29 protein-coding genes are annotated in these 24,526 nt (G+C 66.9%); 13 read left to right on the top strand and 16 right to left on the bottom strand.

Features of this window, described 5'->3' with window-relative positions; genetic code table 11:
- Nucleotide 1 precedes the first annotated feature (1 nt).
- Together EYE40_RS13630 and EYE40_RS13625 are read right to left on the bottom strand one after the other, a co-directional pair.
- Nucleotides 2-640: a response regulator gene (locus EYE40_RS13630; protein WP_130982460.1), complete on the bottom strand. Its 639-nt coding sequence runs from the start codon at nt 638-640 to the stop codon at nt 2-4.
- Complete coding sequence (locus EYE40_RS13625; protein ID WP_161972401.1) at nt 637-2,178, bottom strand: GAF domain-containing sensor histidine kinase; 1,542 nt, start codon at nt 2,176-2,178, stop codon at nt 637-639. The genes EYE40_RS13630 and EYE40_RS13625 overlap by 4 nt, the downstream gene beginning before the upstream one ends.
- 310 nt (nt 2,179-2,488) lie before the next feature.
- Here EYE40_RS13625 and EYE40_RS13620 point away from each other — a divergent pair, with 310 nt between their 5' ends.
- Together EYE40_RS13620 and EYE40_RS13615 are read left to right on the top strand one after the other, a co-directional pair.
- On the top strand, nt 2,489-2,749 hold the full coding sequence (locus EYE40_RS13620) for a DUF3253 domain-containing protein (RefSeq protein WP_130982456.1): 261 nt from the start codon (nt 2,489-2,491) through the stop codon (nt 2,747-2,749).
- A complete protein-coding gene (locus tag EYE40_RS13615) occupies nt 2,746-4,209 on the top strand; it encodes a cryptochrome/photolyase family protein (RefSeq protein ID WP_130982454.1) in 1,464 nt (487 codons plus the stop codon). Before EYE40_RS13620 ends, EYE40_RS13615 begins: the two co-directional genes overlap by 4 nt.
- 3 nt (nt 4,210-4,212) lie before the next feature.
- On the opposite strand, the gene EYE40_RS13610 is transcribed toward EYE40_RS13615, so the two are convergent.
- Nucleotides 4,213-4,521 carry a biopolymer transporter Tol gene (locus tag EYE40_RS13610; protein WP_130982452.1) on the bottom strand — a complete coding sequence of 103 codons (309 nt, stop codon included), beginning with the start codon at nt 4,519-4,521 and terminating at the stop codon, nt 4,213-4,215.
- A gap of 78 nt (nt 4,522-4,599) precedes the next feature.
- Between EYE40_RS13610 and EYE40_RS13605 the strand changes: the two genes are divergently transcribed.
- From EYE40_RS13605 to EYE40_RS13595, 3 genes are all read left to right on the top strand, one after another.
- Complete coding sequence (locus tag EYE40_RS13605; protein WP_130982450.1) at nt 4,600-5,277, top strand: HAD family hydrolase; 678 nt, start codon at nt 4,600-4,602, stop codon at nt 5,275-5,277.
- A 14-nt stretch (nt 5,278-5,291) separates the two neighbouring features.
- Complete coding sequence (locus tag EYE40_RS13600; protein ID WP_130982449.1) at nt 5,292-5,723, top strand: VOC family protein; 432 nt, start codon at nt 5,292-5,294, stop codon at nt 5,721-5,723.
- A 71-nt stretch (nt 5,724-5,794) separates the two neighbouring features.
- A complete protein-coding gene (locus EYE40_RS13595; protein WP_130982932.1) occupies nt 5,795-6,376 on the top strand; it encodes a DedA family protein in 582 nt (193 codons plus the stop codon).
- Nucleotides 6,377-6,379: 3 nt separating this feature from the next.
- Here the strand turns inward: EYE40_RS13595 and EYE40_RS13590 are convergent, their stop codons facing one another.
- The 3 genes from EYE40_RS13590 to EYE40_RS13580 all read right to left on the bottom strand — a co-directional run bounded on the left by EYE40_RS13590 (nt 6,380) and on the right by EYE40_RS13580 (nt 9,251).
- The gene (locus tag EYE40_RS13590) at nt 6,380-6,829 is read right to left on the bottom strand and encodes a MarR family winged helix-turn-helix transcriptional regulator (protein WP_130982448.1); all 450 of its coding nucleotides are present in this window, start codon (nt 6,827-6,829) and stop codon (nt 6,380-6,382) included.
- Between the two features lie 10 nt (nt 6,830-6,839).
- Entirely contained in the window at nt 6,840-8,513 is a 1,674-nt protein-coding gene (locus EYE40_RS13585) for a DHA2 family efflux MFS transporter permease subunit (protein ID WP_240034821.1), read from the bottom strand.
- Nucleotides 8,514-8,582: 69 nt separating this feature from the next.
- Nucleotides 8,583-9,251 carry a dihydrofolate reductase family protein gene (locus EYE40_RS13580; protein ID WP_130982447.1) on the bottom strand — a complete coding sequence of 223 codons (669 nt, stop codon included), beginning with the start codon at nt 9,249-9,251 and terminating at the stop codon, nt 8,583-8,585.
- A 113-nt stretch (nt 9,252-9,364) separates the two neighbouring features.
- On the opposite strand from EYE40_RS13580, the gene EYE40_RS13575 reads away from it, so the two are divergent.
- From EYE40_RS13575 to EYE40_RS13565, 3 genes are all read left to right on the top strand, one after another.
- Nucleotides 9,365-10,171, top strand: a complete 807-nt coding sequence (locus EYE40_RS13575; protein ID WP_130982446.1) for a DUF1206 domain-containing protein — start codon at nt 9,365-9,367, stop codon at nt 10,169-10,171.
- Between the two features lie 125 nt (nt 10,172-10,296).
- A complete protein-coding gene (locus tag EYE40_RS13570; RefSeq protein WP_130982445.1) occupies nt 10,297-11,577 on the top strand; it encodes an HNH endonuclease signature motif containing protein in 1,281 nt (426 codons plus the stop codon).
- A 68-nt stretch (nt 11,578-11,645) separates the two neighbouring features.
- Nucleotides 11,646-12,152, top strand: coding sequence for an AAA family ATPase (locus EYE40_RS13565; RefSeq protein WP_130982444.1), 507 nt, complete (start codon nt 11,646-11,648; stop codon nt 12,150-12,152).
- On the opposite strand, the gene EYE40_RS13560 is transcribed toward EYE40_RS13565, so the two are convergent.
- Nucleotides 12,149-12,790 (bottom strand): winged helix-turn-helix transcriptional regulator, encoded by a 642-nt coding sequence (locus EYE40_RS13560; protein WP_130982443.1) that lies wholly within the window; start codon nt 12,788-12,790, stop codon nt 12,149-12,151. The two genes, EYE40_RS13565 and EYE40_RS13560, sit on opposite strands and share 4 nt — an antisense overlap.
- The gene (locus EYE40_RS13555; RefSeq protein ID WP_130982442.1) at nt 12,791-13,225 is read right to left on the bottom strand and encodes a VOC family protein; all 435 of its coding nucleotides are present in this window, start codon (nt 13,223-13,225) and stop codon (nt 12,791-12,793) included.
- 136 nt (nt 13,226-13,361) lie between these two features.
- Here EYE40_RS13555 and EYE40_RS13550 point away from each other — a divergent pair, with 136 nt between their 5' ends.
- A complete protein-coding gene (locus EYE40_RS13550; protein WP_161972400.1) occupies nt 13,362-14,261 on the top strand; it encodes a serine/threonine-protein kinase in 900 nt (299 codons plus the stop codon).
- Here EYE40_RS13550 and EYE40_RS13545 read toward each other — a convergent pair.
- Nucleotides 14,232-15,074, bottom strand: coding sequence for a helix-turn-helix transcriptional regulator (locus tag EYE40_RS13545; protein WP_130982440.1), 843 nt, complete (start codon nt 15,072-15,074; stop codon nt 14,232-14,234). The genes EYE40_RS13550 and EYE40_RS13545 overlap by 30 nt on opposite strands.
- A 106-nt stretch (nt 15,075-15,180) precedes the next feature.
- Between EYE40_RS13545 and EYE40_RS13540 the strand changes: the two genes are divergently transcribed.
- The gene (locus EYE40_RS13540) at nt 15,181-16,104 is read left to right on the top strand and encodes an SDR family oxidoreductase (protein ID WP_130982439.1); all 924 of its coding nucleotides are present in this window, start codon (nt 15,181-15,183) and stop codon (nt 16,102-16,104) included.
- On the opposite strand, the gene EYE40_RS13535 is transcribed toward EYE40_RS13540, so the two are convergent.
- The 3 genes from EYE40_RS13535 to EYE40_RS13525 form a co-directional block, all read right to left on the bottom strand.
- Nucleotides 16,101-16,895 carry an alpha/beta hydrolase gene (locus EYE40_RS13535; protein ID WP_130982438.1) on the bottom strand — a complete coding sequence of 265 codons (795 nt, stop codon included), beginning with the start codon at nt 16,893-16,895 and terminating at the stop codon, nt 16,101-16,103. The genes EYE40_RS13540 and EYE40_RS13535 overlap by 4 nt on opposite strands.
- Nucleotides 16,896-16,921: 26 nt before the next feature.
- Nucleotides 16,922-17,716, bottom strand: coding sequence for an SDR family NAD(P)-dependent oxidoreductase (locus EYE40_RS13530; RefSeq protein ID WP_130982437.1), 795 nt, complete (start codon nt 17,714-17,716; stop codon nt 16,922-16,924).
- A gap of 61 nt (nt 17,717-17,777) precedes the next feature.
- Complete coding sequence (locus EYE40_RS13525) at nt 17,778-18,590, bottom strand: helix-turn-helix domain-containing protein (RefSeq protein ID WP_161972399.1); 813 nt, start codon at nt 18,588-18,590, stop codon at nt 17,778-17,780.
- 64 nt (nt 18,591-18,654) lie between these two features.
- Here EYE40_RS13525 and EYE40_RS13520 point away from each other — a divergent pair, with 64 nt between their 5' ends.
- Entirely contained in the window at nt 18,655-20,037 is a 1,383-nt protein-coding gene (locus tag EYE40_RS13520; protein ID WP_130982435.1) for an MFS transporter, read from the top strand.
- Here EYE40_RS13520 and EYE40_RS13515 read toward each other — a convergent pair.
- From EYE40_RS13515 to arr, 3 genes are all read right to left on the bottom strand, one after another.
- Complete coding sequence (locus tag EYE40_RS13515) at nt 20,034-20,888, bottom strand: AraC family transcriptional regulator (RefSeq protein WP_130982434.1); 855 nt, start codon at nt 20,886-20,888, stop codon at nt 20,034-20,036. The two genes, EYE40_RS13520 and EYE40_RS13515, sit on opposite strands and share 4 nt — an antisense overlap.
- 90 nt (nt 20,889-20,978) lie before the next feature.
- The gene (locus tag EYE40_RS13510) at nt 20,979-21,836 is read right to left on the bottom strand and encodes a patatin-like phospholipase family protein (protein ID WP_130982433.1); all 858 of its coding nucleotides are present in this window, start codon (nt 21,834-21,836) and stop codon (nt 20,979-20,981) included.
- Between the two features lie 144 nt (nt 21,837-21,980).
- Nucleotides 21,981-22,391 (bottom strand): NAD(+)--rifampin ADP-ribosyltransferase, encoded by a 411-nt coding sequence (gene arr / locus EYE40_RS13505; protein ID WP_130982432.1) that lies wholly within the window; start codon nt 22,389-22,391, stop codon nt 21,981-21,983.
- Between the two features lie 38 nt (nt 22,392-22,429).
- Here arr and EYE40_RS13500 point away from each other — a divergent pair, with 38 nt between their 5' ends.
- Together EYE40_RS13500 and EYE40_RS13495 are read left to right on the top strand one after the other, a co-directional pair.
- Nucleotides 22,430-23,584: a N(5)-(carboxyethyl)ornithine synthase gene (locus EYE40_RS13500; RefSeq protein ID WP_130982431.1), complete on the top strand. Its 1,155-nt coding sequence runs from the start codon at nt 22,430-22,432 to the stop codon at nt 23,582-23,584.
- A gap of 21 nt (nt 23,585-23,605) precedes the next feature.
- Nucleotides 23,606-24,103, top strand: coding sequence for a GyrI-like domain-containing protein (locus EYE40_RS13495; protein ID WP_130982430.1), 498 nt, complete (start codon nt 23,606-23,608; stop codon nt 24,101-24,103).
- Between the two features lie 5 nt (nt 24,104-24,108).
- Here EYE40_RS13495 and EYE40_RS13490 read toward each other — a convergent pair whose 3' ends face one another.
- Nucleotides 24,109-24,486 (bottom strand): bleomycin resistance protein, encoded by a 378-nt coding sequence (locus EYE40_RS13490; RefSeq protein WP_130982429.1) that lies wholly within the window; start codon nt 24,484-24,486, stop codon nt 24,109-24,111.
- Nucleotides 24,487-24,526 lie beyond the last annotated feature (40 nt).

The following is a 24,526-nucleotide window of genomic DNA, read 5'->3' as shown; positions in this document are numbered from 1 at the left end:
CCTAGAGGCGTTCGTCCCCAAGCCGCGCACCGTAGACCGCGGCCTGGGTACGTCGCTCCATGCCGAGCTTCGCGAGCAGAGCTGAGACGTAGTTCTTGACGGTTTTCTCGGCAAGCTCCAGTCGCTCGCCGATCTGCCTGTTGGTGAGTCCGTCGGCGATGAGCTGCAGCACCTGGCTCTCGCGCAGCGTCAGGTCCACACCGGTCGGGTCTGAGGGAGACGGCCGATGCAACTCGGCAGCGACTCGATCGCGAAGACCCGGTGCGAGCAGTGACCGGCCGGCGGCTACAACCCGGATCCCATCCAGCAGGTTCCTGCCCCGAATGTCCTTCAGCACGTATCCCGCAGCGCCGGCGAGGACCGCCAGACGGCTCGCGTCATCATCGTCGAAAGCCGTGAGCATCAGGCAGGCGATGTCCGGGAAAGCCGAGCGGATATCGCGGCAGAGGTCGACTCCATTGCCGTCGCCGAGTTGCACATCAAGCACCACGACGTCGGGTAGCGTCGCGGCGACCCTGCCAAGGGTGCCGCGAACCGAACCTGACTCCCCGACGACTTCGAGGTCGGCTGCCGCATCGATGATTCCGGCGATCCCCCGACGCACGATCTCGTGGTCATCGACGAGGAAAACACGGATCACGGGTCACCGGTGATCGGAGCGGTCCAGATGAGAAGCGTGCCGCGCGGCGCGCGCGGATCAAGGGCGAAGGTGCCGCCATAGCGTGCGGCACGATCAGCGAGGTTCGCTGTGCCACTCGAACGCGAGGTGCCCTGCGGGACGCCCACACCGTCGTCCTCGATGCGAACGACTACGGTCGCGCCCGAGACCGAGACGTCGATGCTGGAGTCGACCGCGGCCGCGTGCCGGGCGATGTTGCTGAGGCCCTCGCGAACGACAGCGATGACGTCGGCGGCGAAATCCCCGTCGATCATGAGGTCGACCGGGCCACCGAAGGTGAGTCGCGGGGTTGCCGCGAGATGCGGCGTCAGTTCGCTGACGACCTCGAGGATACGGCTCCGCAGCCCCGGGGGCCCGGCGATCGAGCGCGACCCGAGGGTGAACACCGCGGTGCGGATCTGCGCGATTGCGGAGTCGATGGCGTCCACCTGGTCTCCGAGCTCGCCGCGGAGATCCGACGGCACTCTGCCTACCATGGATTGGAGGGTGAGCCCTGAGGCGAACAGTCGCTGGATGACATGGTCGTGCAGGTCGCGTGCGATCCGGTTGCGGTCTTGTACGAGTTCCAACTGCACGGAATCGACCCGAGCGCGAGCCAGCTCGATCGCGAGGCTCGCCTGCGCGGCGAATTCCGTGGCCATCTCGGTCTCGGCCGCGCCGTAAGCCGGCGCTCCGACCTCTCGAGCGATAGTGATGAGACCGATGGGGAGTCCGGTCGCGGAGAAGGAGAGAAGAAGGGTGGGGCCGTGCTCGAGGGCGGAATCATCGGTGACCACATACACGCGATCCGCATCCACCGCCGACGCCACGTGTTCGACGATCAACTCGAGCACATCGACCGCTGGCTCGGCCAGAAGCGCGGAGGTCACCGCAGCCGTGGCAGCACTCCACCGTTGGCGTCGTCGTGTCTCGTCGAACAGTCGTGCATTGTCGATGGCGATGCCCGCGGTCGCCGCGAGCGCCGTGACCAGATCCTCGTCTTCCTGGCTGAAGGCGCCCGCGGCCGGGTTGGTGAGGTAGAGGTTGCCGTAGACCTCGCCGCGCACGCGAATCGGGACGCCGAGAAATCCATCCATCACCGGATGATGTGCGGGGAACCCCGATGATCGCGAGTCCGCCCCGAGCTTGTCGAGTCGAATGGGCGCCGCCGCACTAACCACGGCACCGAGGATGCCGTGGCCTCGCGGCAGGTGCCCGATGGTCTGCGCGTCGCTGTCGGGAATGCCTACGTGGATGAACTGCTCCAGAAGACCATCAGGCGCGATGACGCCGAGCGCGCCGAATTGGGCGCCGACGAGTGTGACAGCCGCTTCCACGATGCGCCGGAGAACCTGTTCGAGGTCGAGCTCCTCGACGACCGATCGGTTGGCGTCAAGCAGGTGCCGCAGCCGGCCCTGGGTGGCGAGAACCCTCTGTGCGCTCACGACGAGTTCGTTGATCGTGCGCTCGAGATCCGACCGGGGGGCGTCGGGGAAGTCGAGGTTCTCGAATGTGCTCACCGTGCCTCGCTTCGTCGTGACTCGCGTGCGTGCCCTCGGAGTGTACTCCCCCATATATCCCCACGCGTGAGCGTTGCTTGAGTGCATTCCACTCTTCTGCCGTTACACGCTTCATGGTGTTGGCCACGACCCCATCTCCGTTGTGTGCTCTCGTTGCCCTGACAGGCCCGAGAACACACGATCCCGTGCGCGACGACAATCGGTAAGGGCCGAAGGTCCTTTGGTGCGCCCTGGTGGCGCTCGGCTGTGACATTGGCGGGTGTGCGCGCGAACCGGGCAGATCTTTGTCGGAACGTGGCAGCCTGAAGAGATGACTGACCAGCACGAAGAGGATGCCGCTCTCGAAGCCGCGATCCTCGAGCTGCTCGCGAAGCGCGCGGTGGGCGCCACGATCTGCCCGTCCGATGCCGCGCGAGCCGTTCGTCCCGAGGGCTGGCGAGAGCTCATGGAGCCGGCACGCCTGGCCGCGCGGCGGCTGGTCGCCGACGGAACCGTCACCATCACCCAGGGCGGCAATCCCATCGACCCGACGACGATTCACGGGCCGATCCGCATTCGACTGAACCCGTGAGCGAGCGCACGAGGTGGCTGTTCGCCGGGCAGCTTGGGGAGCGGTTCGATGACGGCGCCCGCGTCCTCATCATCGAGGCGAGGTCGGTGTTCGCGCGGCGCCCGATGCACCGCGCGAAGGCGCACCTGATCCTCTCTGCGATGCGGCACCGGGTGCGCGAGCTCGGAGACCGGGTCGAGTTCCACCAGGTCGAGCGGTACGCCGATGTCGTTGATGGGCGGGATGACCTCGAGGTCATCGACCCGACGTCGTGGAGCGCGCGGCGCTTCGTTCGCGAGCGCGGTATCCACGTGCTGCCGAGTCGCGGGTTCGTCACCAACGAGGAGGACTTTCGCACCTGGGCGCAGTCGCGCGGCAACGCCCGCCTGCTGATGGAGGACTTCTACCGGGACATGCGCGCGCGTACCGGCATCCTCATGAATGGGCCCGACCCGGTGGGCGGCACCTGGAATTACGACCACGACAACCGGCAGCCCCCACCCAAGGCGCCGACACTCGGGCTGGCGCCGTGGTGGCCCGAGGAGGACGACATCGACGCCGATGTGCGAGCCGACCTCGATCGCTGGGTCGCCGAAGGCGCGGTGACGCTCGTCGGCGACGACGGCCCGCGACGCTTCGCCGCGACCGGAGCCGAGGCCCGGCTCGCGCTCGACGACTTCCTCAGCTACCGGCTGCCCGACTTCGGCCCGTACGAAGACGCGATGCTGCAGGGTGACTGGACCATGGCGCACTCGCTGCTCAGCGCGCCGATGAACCTCGGCCTGCTCGACCCGCGCGAGGTGGTCGATGCCGCAGAGGCGCGCTATCGCGCAGGGGACGCGCCGCTCAACAGCGTCGAGGGCTTCGTCCGGCAGATCTCGGGATGGCGTGACTACGTCTGGCACCTGTACTGGCATCTTGGCGAGGGCTACCCGACGCGCTCCAATTACCTGAACGCCACAACGCCACTGCCCGAGGCCTTCCTCCAACTGGACCCCGACCTGATCACCGCCAACTGCCTGCGAGAGACGATCGACGGGATGCGCCGGCACGGGTGGGCTCACCACATCCAGCGCCTCATGGTGCTCGGAAACTGGTCGCTGCAGCATGGCTACGACCCGGTCGCCCTCAACAACTGGTTCGTCGACATGTTCGTCGACGGCACACCCTGGGTCATGCCGGCCAATGTGATCGGGATGTCGCAGCACGCCGACGGCGGCATCGTTGCGACGAAGCCCTACGCGGCGGGCGGTGCGTACATCTCGCGCATGTCGGACTACTGCGGCGGCTGCCGCTTCGACCCCAAAGTGCGTGTCGGCGAGAACGCCTGCCCGTTCACGGCCGGCTACTGGGCCTTCCTCGACCGCAACGAGTCCCGGCTGGCAGGCAATCACCGCATGGCCCAGCCCCTCGCCGGGCTGCGGCGACTGGCGGATCGCGAGGCGGTCGTCGACCAGGAGCGCCGCCGCGAGGAGTGGTGACGGCTAGTCGAGCTTCTCCAGCTCGGCGAGCGCCTCACGCGCTCGCGCTATGCGGTCCTCGACCTCGGAATCCCACCAGCGCGGACCGCGCTCGCCCAGCCCGTGCTTCGCGAGGCCGACCCGCTTGCGCGCTGCAGCGGTCGCCACGTCGTCACCCGCGCGACGAGACACCCCGACGGCGGAGCGACCCCGCCCCAGGTGGGACTTCAGCGCCTCGACGAGGTCGTCGGATAGCGCGGGGTCGGTGCGACGCCAGCGGCGTCCATTGATGACGAGCCAGTGGTCGTCATCCTGCGGCTCGGGCTTCGTCATGCCTCAACCGTAGTGACGAAGCTGGCAACCGCCCGAAGGGGCTGGCCACCGGTCGGCAGTGGGGCGTAGCGTCCTCGGATGGCATCTCCCTTCGCAGTGCTCCTCGACATCGACGGCACACTCGTCGACTCCAACTTCCTGCACGTCGACGCGTGGCAGCAGGGTTTTCAGCAAACCGGGCTGACGGTTCCCGCCTGGCGCATCCAGCGCGCGATCGGTGCCGACTCGAGCAAGCTGCTTGACCTGCTCATCACCTCGGAGTCCGATGCTGTTAAGAACGAGGCGAAAGCGCGCAACTCCGCTGTGTTCGAGACACTGATTCCGCGCCTCGAGCTGTTCGCCGGCGCGCGGGAGTTCATCGAGGCGCTCGCAAGCGAGGGCGCGCGGGTCGTGCTCGCCACGTCCGCCCCGCCCGAGGAGCTGAAGGCGCTTCTGAAGGTTCTGGATGTCGACGAGCACCTGCACGCTGTGACCAGCGCCGACGACGTGGAGACCGCGAAGCCCGAGCCGGACATCATCCACGTTGCGCTCGAAAAGGGTGAGGTTGCTGGTGACCGGGCGGTCATGATCGGTGACTCGGTGTGGGATGTGATCGCGGCCGGCAAGGCCGGGGTGCCCTGCATCGCCCTGCTCTCGGGCGGCACCGGCCGCGCCGAACTGCTCGAGGCGGGAGCCGTCGCGGTGTTCGACGACATCGCCGACCTGCACGAGCACGCGGGCGATCAGCCACTTCACGAGTTCCTCAGCGCCCTCTGACTATCCTCAATGCCATGACCGCACGGATCGCCAACATCTCCATCCACGCCGAAGACCCGGCCGCGCTTGCCAACTTCTGGGCGGCGGTCATGGGCTATCCGACGTGGGTCAGCTGGCCCGAAGACGAACTCGCGGAACTCCGGACGGCGGGAATGAGTGACGAGGAGATCGCCGAACGCGCCGAGGCGTGGGATGGCAACCCGAACCATCAGCGGTTCTACTTCACCCGCTACAACCGCGAGCGCCGACAGCGCAATCGAATGCACATCGACGTAACACCCTTCGAGGATCGCCGGGCCTCACGCCTCGAGCTCGAGACCGAACGTGATCGGCTTGTCGCGCTGGGCGCATCCCTCGAAAAGGAACTGGTCGGCTCCTGGGGCCCCTACGAGGAATACGCGATCATGATGCGCGACCCCGAGGGCAACGAATTTTGCCTGCAGTGAGTCTCGTGATCGCCACAGCCGCCCCCGCCGATTCGGAGATCGGCGGCCTCGTGGGCTTCGCACTCTCGCTCATGCAGAACATCGGCGAGTGGGGCGTCGGCCTGTTCACGTTGCTCGAGACGGTGTTTCCGCCCATCCCGAGCGAGATCGTTCTGCCACTGGCGGGGTTCCTCTCCCAGCAGGGCGACCTGAACCTCGTACTCGTCATCGTGACGAGCACTGTCGGCGCCTACCTCGGTGCCCTGCTGCTGTACTTCCTGGGCGCGAAGCTGGGGCTCGAGCGGTCGATCCGCGGTCTGTCGAAGCTGCCGCTCGTAGACCGCTCCGACTTCGAGAAGGCGGCGGACTGGTTCGGTCGCCACGGGCGATCCGCCGTGTTCTTCGGTCGGCTCATCCCCGGCGTGCGGAGCCTCATCTCGCTGCCGGCGGGTGCGGCTCGAATGAACTTGCTCACGTTCTCGATCTTCACCGTTGCCGGCAGCGCGCTCTGGAACACCCTGCTCATCTCCCTGGGCGCAGCACTCGGAACCCAGTACAACCTGATCGAGCAGTACTCGAGGTACCTCAACTACGCGGTGTACGTCGCGATTGCGGGGGTCGTCGTGTGGCTGGTCGTACGGCGCATCCGTCGCAACCGTCTCCCGGCGGATTGAGGCTCAGCTGCCGCTGATCAGCTGCAGCATGTTCACGAAGGCATGCAGGTCGTCGACCGGCTGGCTGCGCAGCAGTTCACGCAGTCGCTCCTGCTGGGCGCCCCGAATAGCGCGCACCTTGCTCACGGCGTTGGGGGTCGGGGTGAGCACGCGGGCCCGGCCGTCCTTCTCGTCGGCGCGACTGCTCACGAAGCCGAGGTCTTCGAGCACGCGTACCTGGCGACTGACGACGCTCTTGTCGGTCTCGAGCAACTGGGTGAGCGCGAAAGCGTTCGTCTCTCCCAGGCGCACGATGGTGCTGAGGAGCTTGTACCCGACAGGCTGCAGTTCGGGATGAATCTGCGCCGCCGAGTCCTTCCAGACGGCCCGGGCCCGGCCGAAGAGCATACCGAGCTGCTCTTCGACGTCAGCGATGGCCTGGTCGGAATCGCTGTGGGCCTCGGGCGCTGTCATGACGGACACGTTACCGTCCGCTAGCCGAGGTCACGCGCTCGGTGCCGTCGGCGTTCACGAGGGTGATCGTTCCGGTGGTGGTGGCCCCGACCTCCGCCTCGGCCTGGTCGATGGCCGACGACTCGGCGCTCTCGGTGATGGTCTGCGCCGCCGTCTTGGTGGAGAGCGGCTTGTTGGGCAGGAAGATGACCGCGATGAGGCTGACCAGCGCGAGCGGAACGGCGACGAGGAACGCGTCGGCGATGCCCGCACCGTAGGCGGATTCGACGATCACGCGCACTGCGTCGGGCAGCGAGCTCACGTTGGGAAGCGTTCCCGTCGCGAGCTCCTTGAGCGCGGTGACCTCGGCGGGCGAGGAGGGAACGAAGTCCTTCAGCGACGAGGTGATGTGGGTGGTGACCTGGCTGGCCAGGATCGATCCCATCACCGTCACACCGATCGCACCGGCCACCGAGCGGAAGAAGCTCACATTGGAACTCGCGGCTCCGAGCTGCTCGGGCGGAGTGTCGTTCTGCACGACAAGGGTGAGGTTCTGCATGACCATGCCGAGGCCGGCACCGAGAAGCACCATGTACGCCGAGACCAGCAGGAAGTCGGTGTCGTAGGCAAGCGTCGCCATAAGGCTCACGCCGGCGAGGATCATGACGGAGCCGAGCACCATCCAGCGCTTCCACGCGCCGAACCGGCTGATGAACTGGCCGATCAGGATCGAGGCACCCATCTGGCCGATGACCATCGGGATCGTCATCAGTCCGGACTGGGTCGGGTTGGCGCCGCGAGCGAGCTGGAAGTACTGCGCGAGGAACACACTCGTGGCGAACATCGCCACACCGACCGCGATGCTCGCGATGACCGAGAGCGTGAAAGTGCGGTTCTTGAACAGCGACATCGGCACGATCGGCTCGGCCACCATGAACTCCACGAGAACGAAGGCGAGCAGCGAGACGACCGAGACGCCGATCAGCAGGTAGCTCATCATCGAGTCCCACTCGAACTGGGTGCCACCCATGGAGACCCAGATGAGCAGGAGCGAGACTCCGAGGGCGAGCAGCGCGGCACCGAGGTAGTCGATGCGCACCTTACGGTAGCTGCGCGGCAGGTGCAGTGTGCGCTGGATGATGATCAGCGCCAAAACGGCGAAGGGTACGCCGATGAAGAAGTTGGCGCGCCAGCCGAATGCGTCGGTGATGACACCACCGAGCAGCGGTCCGCCGATGGTGGCGACGGCCATCACGCCGCCGACGATCCCCATGTACTTGCCGCGCTCGCGCGGGCTGATGATGAGGGCGACTGCGACGAAGACGAGGGATGTGAGACCACCGACACCGATGCCCTGCACCACGCGGAGGGCGATGAGGGTGGCGGTGTCCTGCGCGAATCCGGCGACGGCCGTCGCGAGGACGAAGATGCCGAGCGAGAGTTGCAGCAGCAGCTTGCGGTCGAGCAGGTCGCTCAACTTTCCCCAGATCGGGGTGGAGACGGCGGTAGCGAGCAGGCTCGCGGTGATGACCCAGGTGTAGCCGGCCTGGTCTCCGCCAAGGTCCGCGATGATGCGCGGCAGCGAGGTGGAGACGACGGTGCCGGAGAGCACCGCGACGAACATGCCCATAACAAGGCCGGACAGAGCGAGGAGGATCTCGCGCTGGCGGCGCTTCTCATCGGTCTGGGGTACAGAAGAAGACACAGGAATCCCTACAATGACAAAGTTGATTTACGTCAACTATATGTCGATAGATGACCGGTGTCAACTAATTCAGGGCGCTGCCAGCTTTCGGGTGAACTCGATGTGCGCGACACCGGACGGTGACGACGTCGTGGTGATGTCGAACCGCTCCTCGAGACCCTCCTGCCCATCCCACAGGCGAACGCCGCGGCCGAGGATGACGGGCGACACCACAACGTGCAGGTAGTCGACGAGGTCCGCTTCGAGGAACTCGCGGATCACGGTCGGGCCGCCACCGAGTCGAACGTCGAGTCCGCCGGCCTGCTCCGACGCGAGAGTCAGCGCCTCGCGGGGTGACGCATCCCGGAACAGGAAGGTCGTTTCGCCGACGAGCAGGTCGGGCCGGGAGTGGTGAGTGAGCACGACGACCGGGCTGTGGAACGGCGGCTCCTCGCCCCACCAGCCACGCCAGGACTCGTCCTCCCACGGGCCCTCCTGCGGACCGAACTTGCCGCGGCCCATGATCTCGGCGCCGATGCCGACGTTGGTCGCCTTCGCGAAGTCGTCGTCGAGCCCGGTAGTGCCAGCGCCGACGGCTTCGTCTTCGTGGCCGGACCCGCTCACGAAGGTTCGCGTCGGGAAGAACCAGTGCATCAGTCGCTGGCCGGCGTGACCGAACGGCGCCTCGAAGGTGCGGTCCTCGCCGGTCGCGAAACCGTCGAGGGAGATGGCGATGTTGTGGGCGCGGAGCTTTGTCATGGCATGACGGTAGCGCGTGCATGTGGACGTTGTACACATCCGTGGTGCCTACCGACCCGGATGGACGCGCGCAAGGGGCTCCCCATTCGGGATGCCGCCCGTAGTCTGGCGACATGAGCCCAACCATGAAGAATGCCGCCCGCTCGTCCCGCAACAGCACAGCACTGAACGTCGCGGCACGCGCCGGCTTCGCCGTGAACGGCGCGGTGAACGCCGTGATCGGCATCATCGCGATCGGCATCGCGGTCAGCGGCGGAGGCAGCGCCGACCAGTCGGGGGCCTTTGGGGCTATCGCGTCCAACCCCGGCGGACTCGTCGCGCTCTGGGTGATGGCCGTCGCGCTCGGCGCCCTCGGCCTCTGGTATCTCATCGCGGCCTTCTTCGTCACCGAGCAGGACACGAAAAAGCGCGTCGCAGCCATCGTCGTCTCCGCGGGCAAGGGAATCGCCTACCTCGCCCTGGCCGCAGCCGCCGTGAGTTTCGCAACCGGAGGTGGCAGCGACAGCTCAGAGCAGTCGACGTCGTTCACCGCGACGCTCATGGCCTCGCCCGGGGGCATCATCCTCATCGTTCTGATCGGGCTGGTGTTCTGCGGAATCGGTGCCTACATGGTGCACAAGGGCGCAACGAAGGGCTTCGAGGAGGACCTCGTGATGCCCGGCGGCACGGCCGGCAAGGGCGTTCGTGTGCTCGGGATGTTCGGCTACATCGCCCGGGGAATCGCACTGTTCATCGTCGGCGTGCTGTTCATCGTGGCCGCGTTCACGGTCGACCCGGAGAAGGCGACCGGTCTCGACGGAGCACTCAAGGCGCTCGCCGCCCTGCCGTTCGGCCAGGTACTGCTCGCGCTGGTCGGGCTCGGCTTCATCGCCTACGGTGCGTACAGCGTCGCCCGCGCGAAACTGGCCCGACTGAACTAGGCCGCTTTGCGCGACGCTCGGAGGGGCGTGGCGTGTCTTCTCCTCCACAGCCTTCGTCTGCGCGACTTATTCACAAATTATGCTGGTCAGGGCCTGTATTGCATCTCCGGTGATATTATTGGGGTATGTCTTCAGCCACCCTCACCGACGCCGAACTCCTCGCCGAGTTCGAGCAGGCCTTTGCGCTGCGTCGGCAGGTGGATGCCCGGCTCGTCGAACTCGCGGGCGAACTGTCTGCGCGGTCGCAGGCCTCCGACGGTCTCGCCGGCAGGCACGGCTGCACGAGTGCTGCGGCGTTCGTGGCCCAGCTCGGGCGCATCTCGCAGTCCTCGGCCGGGCAGCTCTGCCGATTGGGTGCGGCGACGCAGCCGCGCCTGTCGTTGCTGGGCGGCGAGATCCCGGCAGCGTTCCCCACGGTCGGCGCGGCGCTCGGCGACATCTCCCTCGATGCGGCCTCATTCATTGTGGGCGCTCTCTCCTCGGTATCGAGTCGAGCGGCAATCGACGACCTCGAGGTCGCCGAGGCAGCGCTCGTGGAGTTCGCCACCGACAACTCGGCCGACATGGTGCGCAAGCTTGCCGCGCGGTGGTGTGATGCGCTCGACCCCGACGGTGTGCTTCCCGAAGAACTCCCGGCCCAGCGTTTCCTGCGTCGCACGCAACTCGCCACCGGCATGAAGCGCTACGTCATGGAACTCGACCCGGTCAACGCTGCCTACGTCGATGCGGTCATCGATGCCGCCGTGGGTGCCGCCATCCGCAAGCCGCAGTTCGAAGATCGGGATGTCACGGCTCCCGCCACCCCCGCCGACGAGACCCCGGCGCTCCCCCTCGCCCAGCTCGCCGCCGATGCAATCGTCGACCTCGCCCGGCACGGAATCGCCTGCGACAACCGGAAGGTGCCGCTGCCCTCCACCACCGTCGTCGTACGCGTGTCGCTCGAATCGCTGCAGACCGGCATCGGACTCGCAAGCATCGACGGCTGCGACTACAGCATCCCCGCCGCCGTGGCCCGAGTCATGGCAGCCGACGCCAACATCATCCCGGCGGTACTCGGCGCGAACAGCGCGATCCTCGACTTCGGGCTCTCCCGCCGGCTCTTCTCCACAACCCAGAAACTCGCCCTCATCGACCGCGACGGAGGCTGCGGGTGGCCCGGCTGCTGCCGACCACCGAGCTACACCGAAGCACACCACATGAAATGGTGGATGGCCGACGGCGGACCCACCGACCTCAGCAACGGAGTCATGCTCTGCTCCAGGCACCACCACACCATCCACGACCTCGGCTGGACAGTATCCGTCGAAAACAACGTGCCCTGGTTCGTGCCACCCTCCTCCATCGACGCCACCCGCACCCCGCGCCGAGGCGGACGACTGCCTCAGCCCGACCTCGCCGCTGCATAGACGCTTCACGGGCAACCGATGCGCTCAGCCCGGTTGCCCCGGTTCGAGATCTGGCCTAGAACTGACGCGTGGACACCATCTTCATCAACGGCACGGTCGGCGTGGGCAAGACCACGCTCGCCGAGGCCCTGAGCGAGCTCGAGACCGAACCGCACGCGATCATCGACCTCGACGCGATCCGGCGTCTGTATCCGGCGCCACCCGACGACCCGTTTCGCCACGAACTCGAGCTCGAGAATCTCGCGGCTATCGCGGTGAACTACCGGCGGGCTGGCGCCGAGCGTTTCATCGTCGCCGGCGTGATCGAGGAAGCAGACGAGGTACGGCGCTACGTTGCTGCCCTGCGATCGACTGGTGTGTTCGTCTGCCGCCTCGTCGCCCGACCCGACGTCCTGGAAGCGCGCATCCGCCGCCGACACGCCGACGATCCCGACGGTATGACGTGGCACCTCACACGGGCCGGGGAACTGGCGAAGATCCTCGAGGAGGAGGCCCTCGACGACCTCGTACTGGATGCGTCGGACGCCTCGCCGGTCACCCTTGCGAACGACGTGCGACGGGCCGCGTGGGCCTAGGCAGCCAGGTGGAAGGTGCTCGCGAACCGCTCGAGCAGCGCGCCGCGACCGCCGAGCACCTCGACCACACCGGTCGCGATCGCGTGCTCGGGGGCGAGCTCGCCCGAGATGAGTCGGCGGATGTCCGGCCCCGCGGCGAAGGTCAGGTCGGACGGCCCGTCGCCGCGTGAGACTTCGAGGCTGGGACCGTCGACCCGGATGAACAGTTCGGCGTCCCCGATTCGCGCCGCGTACGCGGTGGACGGCAACGATGCCGCGACGTTCGACCGGAACGCGGTGCGCAGGTCCATGGTCATCGAGTCCGGCGTGATGACCTGCTCCTCGCGCGCGTCGCCGAGGGCCTTGAATCCCCAGGCGCCCAGCGCGAGCACGGCCGGCTCGAGCTCCCGACCGTAGGGCGTGAGCTCGTAAACGATCACGCGGGAGTGCGGCACCCGCCGGATGACGCCCGCGGACTGCAGGTCCTTGAGTCTCGCCGCGAGAATGTTGCTCGGGATGCGCGCCAGCCCGCCGGCGAGCTCGCCGTAACGGCGCGGCCCGACCAGCAGGTCGCGCACGATGAGCAGCGACCAGCGCTCCCCCACGAGCTCGAGGGCTCGGGTGATCCCGCCGTACTGCCCGTAGTCGCGGGCGGCCACCTAGTCCTGCTGGTTCGCGAGGGCCTCGGGCCCCTGCGCTGCGGCCACCGGGTCCATCCAGCCGAAGTCGAGGATGTTGCCGTCGGGGTCGGTCACGCCGCGCTGGTACATGAAGCCGTAGTCGGTCGCTTCCTGGGGCTGCGTGCCGCCGGCCGCAATGCCCGCTTCGACGGCTGCGTCGACGGCTTCGCGTGTGTCGAGGAAGATCGCGACAGAGGAGGTGGGGTTCGCGGCCGGGTCACCAATCGGCAACTCGGTGAAGGTCTGGAAGTACTCGCGGGTGTGCACCATGAAGTAGTTGTGGTCCTCCGAGACGACGAAGCACGCGGCGTTGTGGTCAGAGAAGTTGGGATTCAGCGTGAAGCCGAGAGCGGAGTAGAAGCCTTTTGCACGCTCAAGGTCGGTGACGGCGAAGTTGAAGAACATCTGGGGCATGGCGAACTCCTTCGTTGGTTGTGGAGTACATACTTGCAAATAACAAGTACCTCGTCAATGCCCCCAAATTGCTGGGTGAGAGCAACACCTGATGGCTGACAGCACCATGCCACCTACAATTCGAAGGTGCGTATCAATGAATAACCCCGTCACCCCCACACCCCTCGTTGCCCCTCTTCTCCTCGATCGCTACCGCCCCCAGTCGCTCATCGCGCGCGGCGGCAGCGCCCGCGTCTACCTCGGAAAAGACACCACACTGGGTCGGGATGTCGCGATCAAGGTCTTCAACGCCGGCGTCGACCTCGACGGCTACCGCGAGGAGATCGAGCTGCTGGCCCGGCTCAGTCACCACGGCGTCGTCTCGATCGTGGATGCGGGCATCGACGACTCCTCGGCGAACGATCCGCGCCCCTTCCTCGTGATGGAACTCATTCGCGGCCGAACCCTGCGGGCCGCCCTGGCCCAGCACCCGCTGTCCAGCAGGCAGGTGTCGGAGATGGCGTTCGAGGTGGCCGAGGCGCTCGACTACGTGCACGCCCAGGGCGTCGTGCACCGCGATGTCACGCCGGCGAACATCATGCTGACCGACTACGGCACACCCCTCTCACGACCCCGCGCCCGACTGACAGATTTCGGAATCGCGGTCACCAGCGAACGGGCCATGGGCCCGACGGGTCTCATCGAGGGCACCACCGCCTACCTGAGTCCTGAGCAGGCACGCAATGAGCCGCTCACCTCCGCGACAGACATCTACTCCCTGGGTCTCGTCATGCTGGAGAGCTTCACCGGGGAGCGCAGCTTCGCCACCGTGGGACGCAACGGCGCGGCGGTGCGCGTCGAGGGCGAGCCGGTCATCCCGAAGCAAATCGGGCGAAGCTGGCGTGCACTGCTGCGGGACATGACGCGCCAGGAGCCCTTCGAGCGACCCACGGCTCTCGAGGCCGCCAACGCGATCAGGGCAGCTTTGCGCCAGTCGACGCGGTCGACCGGCCCGATCAGGCTGAGGTCAACGCAGGGACTGCGCCCCAATCACTGACAGCAGCTGCAGTCGCTCATAACTCGGGCTGCCCGGGATGGCCGTGTAGACGAGCAGCGAGTGGGTGTCGGCCGGATCCTGCAGAATCTGGCAGGTGAGTTCGAGCTCTCCGACCTCGGGGTGTACGTAGTGCTTGACCGCGTTCGGCCGGATGCCGACCTCGTGCGTGGCCCAGACGTCGCGGAACTCCGCGCTCTGCTCCAGCAGGAGCTGCGCCAGCTCGGCCGCGCGGGACTCGGGGCCACGGGCCGCGATGCGCTCGCGCAGGCCCGACGCGAACATCCGGCCGAGGTGGGCGTGGTCATCCGGCGCATAGAGAAGCCGGGTCGCGGGGTCGACGAACCAGCGGTAGCCGATGCTGCGGAACGGCCCCTTCAGCGAGACCAGGTCTCCAGTGAGCGCAACCGCGAGCGGCGTCTGTTTGAGGGTCTCACCCAGCTCGGTCACGATCTCGGCCGGGGTGTCGTGCAGGCGGTCGAAGATGCGCAGCATGCCGGGGCTGATGTGATCGCCGCCCGCACCGGTGGCCGGCGGGTTGTGGCCGGCGAGGCGGAACAGGTGATCCCGCTCTTCGCGGGAGAGGTGCAGACCCTGCGCGATCGCGGCGACCATCTGCTCGGAGGGCTGCGGTCCGCGCTCCTGCTCGAGCCGCGAGTAGTAGTCGGTGGACATGTAGGCGAGAGCGGCGACCTCCTCGCGGCGGAGCCCGGTGGTGCGGCGCCGTTGCCCGCGCCCGAGCCCGACATCCTCGGGCTGCAGGGCTTCGCGGCGTTGGCGGAGGAACTCGGCGAGCCCGGTGCGGTCGATGTCCATGCACCCATTCTGCGGCCCGGCGGCGAGCGCATCCACGGATCGCCCATCCCTGTATAGATCTCCCGGGCTGCGACACGGTTGTCTCAACCGACCGACTGGAGCATCCATGCCATCCCCCACCTTCACCCTCCCCGACCTGACCGGAAAGCGCGCCCTCGTTACCGGCGGCAGCGACGGCATCGGTCTCGGCATCGCGACGAGACTCGCGGCCGCCGGGGCAGACGTCATCCTGCCCGTTCGCAATCGCACGAAGGGCGAAGCCGCCGTCGCCGCGATCGTTCGGGATGTCCCGGGCGCAAGGATCACCCTGCGTGATCTCGACCTGTCCTCCCTCGCCTCGGTCGCGTCTCTCGCCAAGACCTTGAGCAACGAGGGCGCGCCCCTGCACCTGCTCATCAACAATGCGGGAGTCATGACACCCCCGCAGCGGCAGACCACCGCCGATGGCTTCGAGCTGCAGTTCGGCACCAACCACCTGGGCCACTTCGCGCTCGTCGCCGGGCTGCTGCCGTTGCTGCGGGCCGGGCGGGCGAAGGTCACCTCGCAGATCAGCATTGCGGCGAACTCGGGCGCCATCAACTGGGACGACCTGAACTGGGAGAAGTCGTACAACGGCATGCGCGCCTACAGCCAGTCGAAGATCGCGTTCGGGCTATTCGGGCTCGAACTCGACCGCCGCAGCGTGGCGGGAGGCTGGGGCATCCGCAGCAATCTCTCCCACCCCGGCATCGCCCCGACCAGCCTGCTCGCGGCGCGGCCGGAACTCGGTCGCGAAACGCGGGCCGGCGGGCGCGGCCTCATCGGCGAACTGTCGCGGCGCGGCATCCTGCTCGGCACCGCCGAGAGCGCGGGACTGCCGGCCCTCATGGCAGCGACCGGCAGCGGACAGTTCTACGGTCCGGGCGGGTTCGCCCGGCTCGGCGGAGCGCCCGCACCGCAGAAGCTGTACTCGCGGCTCACCAGCACGGAGGATGCCACTCGCATCTGGCAGGCCTCGGAGGAGCTCGCAGGCACGAGTTTCCCGGGCTAGAAGCCCTTCGCCGCGAGCCAGGCGAGCACGTCGTCGGCGACCTCGCGCCAGCCGGCGTCGAGGGTGAGCGAGTGCCCCTTGCCCTCGTACTCGTGGTACTCGGTGACCGACGCGGTGTTGTCTGCGTAGAGCTTCGACACCTCGACCGTTACGACTTTCGGCACCGTGTGGTCCTCGGTGCCCGAGGTCAGCAGCAGCGGTCCGCGCACGGCGGTGTGGGTGTCGACCTCGGCCGGGGAATTGCGCACGAAGTTTGCGGCGGCGTCCTCGAACAACGGGCGGCCCGGGCCGGGGATCGTCCACGCGGCGTGCAGCGCGTTCGACTCCTCGTCGCTCAGCACGTTCCCGAACGCGTACTTGAACTGCTTCACGTTGAGCGACACCGTGCGGGACTTATTGGCCGGGTTGCCGAGCACCGGGAAACCCGACTTCAGCTGCGAGAAAGGGAGGACCTTAACGCCCTTGATCGGCGCGGGGTCGATCGCGACCGCCGCGGCGACCAGGTCGTTGGCGAGCAGTTCCTGCGCGATCAGCCCGCCGAAGGAGTGCCCGACGACGATCGGCTTCTCGTCGAATCCCTCGATGATGTCGGCGTAGTGGTGGCAGATCTCTGCAATGCCCTGGTCGTTCAGCCCATCCGGGTTGGCGCGCGTCGCCTCGACGGTGTCCAGGTCGCCGGGCCAGCCGGGAGCGACCGTGGTGTACCCCTTCTGCTCGAACAGGTCCTGCCACGGCTTCCATGCGGCGGAGTGGATCCAGAGTCCGTGGATGAAGACGACGTGCTTGGTCATGCGCTCTCCTTGATGGGTTCGGTGGATCAGAGGGTCTTGATGAGCCCGCCGTCGATGAGGAAGTCGGACCCGGTCACGTTGCCGGCCCGATTGCTCGCGAGCAACAGCACGAGGTCGGCCACCTCACCGGGCTGGGTGAAACGCCCGGTGGAGAAGCCGCCTTGACTGGCCACGACCGTGTCGCGGGCCGTCTCAAAATCGACCCCGAGGTTCTTCGCGGCCGTGGCAGCGACCCCGTTCTCGCCCAGCCACAGCTGGGTGGCGACCGGCCCCGGGCTGATCGTGTTGAAGCGGATGTTGCGGTCGCCGAACTCCTTCGACAGCGATTTCGAGAGATTCCAGACCGCGGCCTTCGCCGCCGAGTAGTCGACGACGGGCGGGTCAGGCAAAAAAGCGTTGACGGATCCGATGGTCACGACGTTCCCACCGCCACGCTCTACGAGCAGCGGGATCGCCGCACGCGTGGTGCGCACGGCGGCGAGGAAGCTCAGGTTGATGGTGTCGAGCCACTCCTCGTCGGTGATAGCGAGGAAACCCTCGAAGCGGAAGGTGACGGCTCCAACGTTATTCACGAGAATGTCGAGTCCGCCCCACTCGGCGGCTCGCGCGACGAGGCGAGCCGGGGCATCCGGAGTCGACAGATCAACACTCTCGAACAACACGGATCCTGCCGCGACTAGCTCATCGAGCTCCGGCGACGACGATCGCGACCCGGCGATGACCCGTGCACCCTCGGCGACCAGCTCCTGTGTGATGGCCAGCCCGATGCCCTTGCTCGCTCCGGTGACGACGGCGACTTTTCCCGAGAGACCCAGATCCATGGGGCGAGACTAGGGGTGGATGGTTGCGCCCCGCGTGCCCCGGCTGTGGCTAGTACTGCGGCTACCTGCCTGAGACGAGGCGGGCCAGTGCTAGTTCGTGGGGCGTGCCCGGTTCGGCGTAGTAGAGGAAGATCGTGTGGTCCTCGGCGCCGACGAGCGGCAGGTGGGCGTAGTGCAGGTCGAGCCGCCCCACCTCCGGATGGTTCATCGGGTGAGTGCCCTCGGTCATTCCCTCGATGTCGTGGCGGCGCCAGAGCTCGCGGAACCGAGGGCTGTCGCGAGTCAGCTCGGCGATCAGCTCCTGCACACGGGGCTGGTCGGGGGCCAGGCCGACGCGGGAACGCAGCAGCCCGATCGACCGGCCACTGAGTCCCTCCCACTCCAGGTAGAGCTCACGCAGCTCTGGATCGGTCAGCAGCACGGTGAGCGCGTTGCGCCCCGGGCGGTAGCCGGCGACCAGGGCGGCCATCAGAGGGTTCATGGCGAGAATATCGTTGTACCGGTCGAGCACCATGGCCGCCGTCATCGGCCACGAGTCGATGAGCCACTGCGTGCGGTCGATAGCCGAGGAGGAGGCCTGCGGCGCGGGCCGCTCGGTCGCCTTCACAAGCGCGTGCAGGTAGACGGTCGCCGTGTCGTCCAGTTTCAACGCCCGCGACAGTGCGTCGAGCACCTGCGTCGTCGGATTCGCCTCCTGGCCCTGCTCGAGTTTCACGTAGTACTCGGTGCTGATCCCGGCGAGAATGGCGACCTCCGACCGGCGCAGTCCGGCGACCCGGCGGCGACCCGGACCCTCGGTCAGTCCGACGTCGTGGGGTCGCAGGAGTTCGCGGCGCGCTCGGAGGTAGTCGCCGAGTTGGTGGGTACTGGGCATGCCGGATTCTATCGGCCAACAACCAACCCTCGACATGTTCACACTGTCCACATAGGATGGTGCGATGACTGCGGCAACTACCCACCAGCCCCCGGTCGATGGCGCGCGCACCTTCGCGCAGGTACTCGTCAACACCGCGGTCGCGAACGTCACCACGAGCTACCTCTGGTGGGCGCTGACCTTCTGGGTATACCTCGAGACGAGGTCCGTGCTCGCGACCGGCATCATCGGCGGCGCCTACATGCTGCTGGTCGCGATCTGCTCGATGGCGTTCGGCACGATCGTCGATCGGCACCGCAAGCACCGGGTCATGGTGTTCGCGGGTGCGTTCACGGTCGTCGCCTTCGCAATCAGTTACGGCTTGTTCGTCGCGTTCCCCGAGGCCACCCTGCTCGACCTCGGTGGTCCGATGTTCTGGATCTTCAGTGGCGTCATCCTCATCGGTGCAGTCGTCGAGAACATGCGCAACATCGCGCTGTCCACGGTCGTGACGCTGCTGATACCCGTCGACCGGCACGCGAATGCCAACGGTCTCGTGGGCACGGTGCAGGGCATCGCGTTTATGGTGACGAGCGTGTTCAGCGGTCTCTCCATCGGACTGCTCGGGATGGGCTGGACGCTCGTCATCGCCGTAGCCCTCTCGGCCGCGGCGCTGGTGCACCTGCTCTTCCTGCGCATCCCCGAAGAGGAGCCCGAGCGCGACGGCTCCCAGCCCCTCATCGACCTGCGCGGCAGCATCACCGCGGTGCGCGCGGCCAAGGGGCTCTTCGCCCTCATCATCTTCTCGACCTTCAACAACCTGGTCGGCGGCGTGTACATGGCGCTGATGGATCCCTACGGACTCGAGCTGTTCGCCGTCGAGTGGTGGGGCATCGTGCTCGGCATCTCGTCGACCGGCTTCATCATCGGCGGCCTGCTGGTAGCGAAGTTCGGGCTCGGCAAGAATCCGATCCGCACCCTGCTCACCCTCGCCGTCGTGATGGGCGCGCTCGGTGCCCTGTTCACGATCCGCGAGTGGTGGCTGCTGTACGCGGTGGGCATCTGGCTGTACATGACGCTGATCCCGGCGATGGAGGCTGCCGAGCAGACGATCATCCAGAAAGTTGTACCGTTCCAGACGCAGGGACGGGTCTTCGGATTCGCGGCGGCGTTCGAGTCGGCGGCGGCACCCGTGACCGCGTTCCTCATCGCACCGATCGCGGAGTTCCTGATCATCCCGTACATGAATTCCGACACCGGCCGCGCCTCCCTGGGGTGGCTGCTCGGAGATGGCCAGGCGCGCGGCATCGCCCTCGTCTTCCTGGTCGCCGGCCTGATCATGGTGGCGATAGCGCTGCTCTCGTTCCTCACGAAGTCGTACCGCACCATCTCGGCCCAATATCTCGAAGCGGACGACGTTGCGCCAGTCGACACCTCCGCCGAAACGGAAAGAGCCGAGCGCAGCTAGTCGCGTTCGACGGGCAGCCACAGATCGGTCGTCGCCGTGCTGAAGTCCTCCGCGCGGTCGAGCACGGCCACGATCGACGGGCCTTCTCGCAGCCGCCACGGGTTCGAGGGGAACCAGTCCGTCGCCGTCGCTGCCCACGTCTCCTGTAGCGCTGCCGGGTACGCCCCCGACGTTCGGAATACCGCCCACTCCCCCGCCGCGACCTCGATCACGTCGAGTTCATCGGGCGCATCAGTGACGGCCACCCCGTGCAGGTAGGTGAGCTCGCTCCCCTCGGTGTAGTCCGGGTCGACGTCGGCGCTCACCTGCAGCAGTCCGGCTGGCTCGGTGTCGCTGAGCGCCTTGAGTCGGGCGTGCTCAGCGGACGGCAGCGAGGCGATGAACTCCTGGATGTGCGGATTGGCGCCGCGATGGATGAGCGGCACGCGAGTGGAGTGCCCGGCGAGCCGGAATGCGGGTCGGTTGGTGATGCGAGTGTCCATGGGGTTCGTCCCTTCGACGGTCAGGCGGAACCTGAGCTGTGATTGTGAGCGAAGGGGGCCGCCGTTGCGCCGAGCCTCTGCCGGGCTGATGCCGTGCACCGCCCGGAACGCCCGACCGAATGCCTCGGTCGATCCGTAGCCGTAACGCACCGCGATGCCTAACAGGTCGCCGTCGCCGAGCTCGGCGGCGGCAAGCGTCATCCTGCGTCGCCGAATATATTCGGACAGCGGCATACCCGCGAGAGACGAGAACATGCGCCGCAGGTGGTACTCGGTGGTGCCGAGATCACTCGCGAGGCCGCTCACATCGATCTCGTCGACAAGATGCTGTTCGACGAACTCGACAACGCGGTTCAGGATGACGATCACGGGCTCCCCTTTCACAGTCAACCCTGCCTGTCGGACGAGGCCTTCACCCAACTATCGCTGTTCGATATGGTCGGGTGGGACCCCGTGCGCTCAGCCCCAGAACTCCCGGAGGGCGTCGGCAAGCTCGCCACCCTGCTCGTGCCCCGCCCGCGCTGCGGCCGGACGCAGGGACGCGTCCATCGCGTGAGCGCCGAACAGCCCCTTGTCGCTGTCGCGCGGGATAACCATCTCGACCGTGCTTCCCTGTGCGCGAAGGTCGTCGACCTGGCTGGCGAGGTGCGTGCCCCAGTCGACCGGATGCAGCGACCTGCCGCCCAGCGGCGAGAGCACGAGCACCCGGGCGTATCCCGAAGCAAGATCCGCGTTCTCGGCGTTGGAACGATAGCCGCCGTCGATGTAGCGGCCCTCGCCGATGGTGAAGACCGAGCCACCGCCCGACGTGCTCGCCGCAACGGCGTCAACGAGGTCGATGCCGCTGTCCCGGTCGAAGATGACCGGCTCACCCGTCGTGGCGTCCACGGCCGTGATCAGCAGCCTGCGGTGCGGCCACTCGCGCGCGCCGAACCGGGCAGCCACAATCCCGCGCCACTGTTCCGTCGCGTCGCTCTCGAGGGCGATTGCGCCCATCGTGCGGCGCATATCCTCGATGTCCGCAGATGCCGCGATGATGCTGCGGAATCGCTCGAGGTGATCGGACATCGGCCGGGCAGCGGCGGGTCGGGGCGGTACCGGGGGTGCGTCAAGGATGTTCGCGAACAGCTCGGGCGGTGTCGCGCTGGCCAGCTGTGCGGCGACCGTCGCGCCCGCAGAAGTGCCCACGGTGAGGTCGGCTGTTGTGATATCCAGCCCCGAATCATGGAGACCGGCGAGCAGACCGATCAGCCAGGCGTTGCCGGTGGAACCGCCGCCGCCGAGAACGAGCGCGCGGTCGTAAGAAAGTGAATTCATGGAGTGCCTTTCGCGATGTGCGTTGGGGCGCCCAGCCACAACTACGCGAATCGCGCGATGCTGTCGACGGGGGCACCCACTGGGAATACTGCGTTCATGGATGTCACCCCCTGTCGATCGGCCACGACGATGTTCGTTCGTGTCTCAGTTGATGATCTCGCCCCGCGCCTCCGAGCGCAAGTGCGCTAGCCGCTCGTGCCACGCGGCGAGAGCCTCGGGTGTCAGCCGCGTCCAGTCGGTAACCTCGCCCACGACACGCAGCGGCTCGACGCTGCGGTAGGAGCGGGTCGGGTTGCCCGGAAACTTCTTGTCGGTCACGTTCGGGTCGTTCTCGAACTCTCCGGTGGGCTCGATCTCGTAGACGCGCGGCTCGGCGTCGCCCGGGGCCAGCTCGGCTGCAAGACCCGCGCCGTTCGCGACGGCGGTGAAGTAGATGTGGTTCATCACCACCTCGGGCCGGTAGTTCGAGTTGAACCCGGCGGTGAGCAGGTCGCCCGCCCTGAGGTCGGCTTTGGTGCCGTGAAAGAACGGTCCGTGATCCAGCGGTTCGGTCATCCCGACAGTGTAAAACTCCGTGGCGCGTAGGGTTCAGTATGAGCAAAACCGAACTTCTGCGCCTCGGCGTGCTGGCCACGTCGCGCAAGGCGGACGAGCGCCGGCTGCCCATCCATCCCGCGCACCTCGAGCGCATCGACGCCGACCTGCGCGATCTGATGATCCTCGAACGCGGATACGGTGAACGCTTCGGCATCCACGACGACCAGCTTTCTCCTTTGGTCGGTGCGATGGCGACCCGGGAGGAGATCATCGCCCAGGCGGACGTCGTGCTGCTGCCGAAGCCGCAGGCCGAAGACCTGCGCGAACTGCGCGACGGCCAGGTGCTGTGGGGCTGGCCACACTGCGTGCAGGACCGCGAGATCACCCAGCTCGCCATCGACAAGAAGCTGACCCTGATCGCGTGGGAGGCCATGAACCACTGGCAGTCCGACGGCGGCTTCGGGCTGCACGTCTTCCACAAGAACAACGAGCTGGCCGGCTACTGCTCGGTGATCCACGCCCTCCAGCTGTGCGGTTCGACCGGTGACTACGGCCGCCGCCTCACCGCCATCGTCATCGGGTTCGGCGCGACGGCACGCGGCGCGGTCACCGCGTTGAACGCCCACGGCATCCACGACGTTCGAGTGCTCACCAACCGGGACGTCGCGGCCGTCGGATCCCCGATCCCCTCGGTGGACATCATCCAGTTCGAACACAACGATGAGGCGCCGTTCGAGAGCATCGTGAATACCGACGACGGCCCGGTGCATCTCGCGCCCTACCTCGCGGAGAACGACATCGTCGTCAACTGCACGCTGCAGGACCCGAATGCTCCGCTGACCTACCTGACCCTCGACGACCTGGGCGCGTTCCGCCCGGGCAGCCTCATCATCGATGTCTCGGTCGATGAAGGGATGGGCTTCGGTTGGGCCGTGCCCACGACCTTCGCCGAGCCGATGTTCACGGTCGGCGATTCCACCAACTACTACGCCGTGGACCACAGCCCGTCCCTGCTCTGGAACTCGACGACCTGGGAGATCAGCGAGGCACTGCTGCCGTTCCTGCGGGTTGCGATGGAGGGGCCGACGGCATGGGCGGAGTCGGAGACCATTCGCCGGGCCATCGAGATCGAGGATGGGGTGATCCGCAACGAGGCGATCCTGACCTTCCAGGGGCGCTCGGCGGAATATCCGCACCTTCCCAGTGACTGACGCTCGGGTCATAATCATGATGTGAGTGATCTCGAAATCGTCAGCGGTCCAGCCCTCGAGAGCCGCGGTGACGTCGCAACACTCGGCATCCGCGAGACCGTTCCATTCCGCACGATGCTGTCGAACCGCGACCGGCTGCTCGCCGAACTCGTCGAGTGGATCACGCAGCGCGGCGTCGAACCCTCTGGCCCGTTCTTCCTGCGCCTGCACGTCGTCAACATGGCCGCGGACATGGACGTCGAAGTCGGGGTGGCGGCGACCGGCCCGGCAGACGACCGGGTGCGAGCGGGAGTCCTGCCCGCGGGCGACTATGCGGTGCTTGCCTATCGCAACAAGTCGATGGCGGCGAACAAAGCCCTGCATGGCTGGATCCAGGATCAGGGTCTGGTGCTCGATACCCATCCCGAACCTGCCGGCGAAGCCTTCGCGTCTCGTCTCGAAACCTATCTGACCGACCCGCGCACCGAGCCGCGTAAAACGAAGTGGGTCGTGGAACTCGCGTTCAAGGTGCGGCGGTAGCGACCTCAGTCGCGCTGTTCGATCAGCGTGAGCTGCGTTCCGTCGATATCGACGAGGTATCCGGCCCGCAAACCCCAATCCTGCATCCGCACGGGATGAAGTCGCGGCATCCCGACCGTTCCCACCGGCACGCCTGAACCGCTCATCGAGTCGTACAGCTCATCAACATCGGCGACTCTCAGGCAGCACATGAAGTTGCTCGATGGCGGATCCAGGTCTGGCAAGGGGAAGAACTCGAGGTGCAGGTTGCCCCGAGTCAGGATCATCCAGCCGGTGTCACGGAACAGCCGTTCAAAGCCGAACCCGCCATAGAAGGACTCGGTCTCGTCGAAGTCGCGGGAAGGGAGGTTCGGCACGGCGCGGTCGCGCGAGGTAGCAGCCATGTTTTATGGTCGCAGACCAGAGCGGCTGCCGACAGTGTCG

The sequence above is a fragment of the Glaciihabitans arcticus genome (assembly GCF_004310685.1).
Taxonomy (GTDB): domain Bacteria; phylum Actinomycetota; class Actinomycetes; order Actinomycetales; family Microbacteriaceae; genus Conyzicola; species Conyzicola arctica.
Note: the sequence above shows the minus strand (reverse complement) of the source record. Positions and strands in the feature narration are given on the sequence as shown.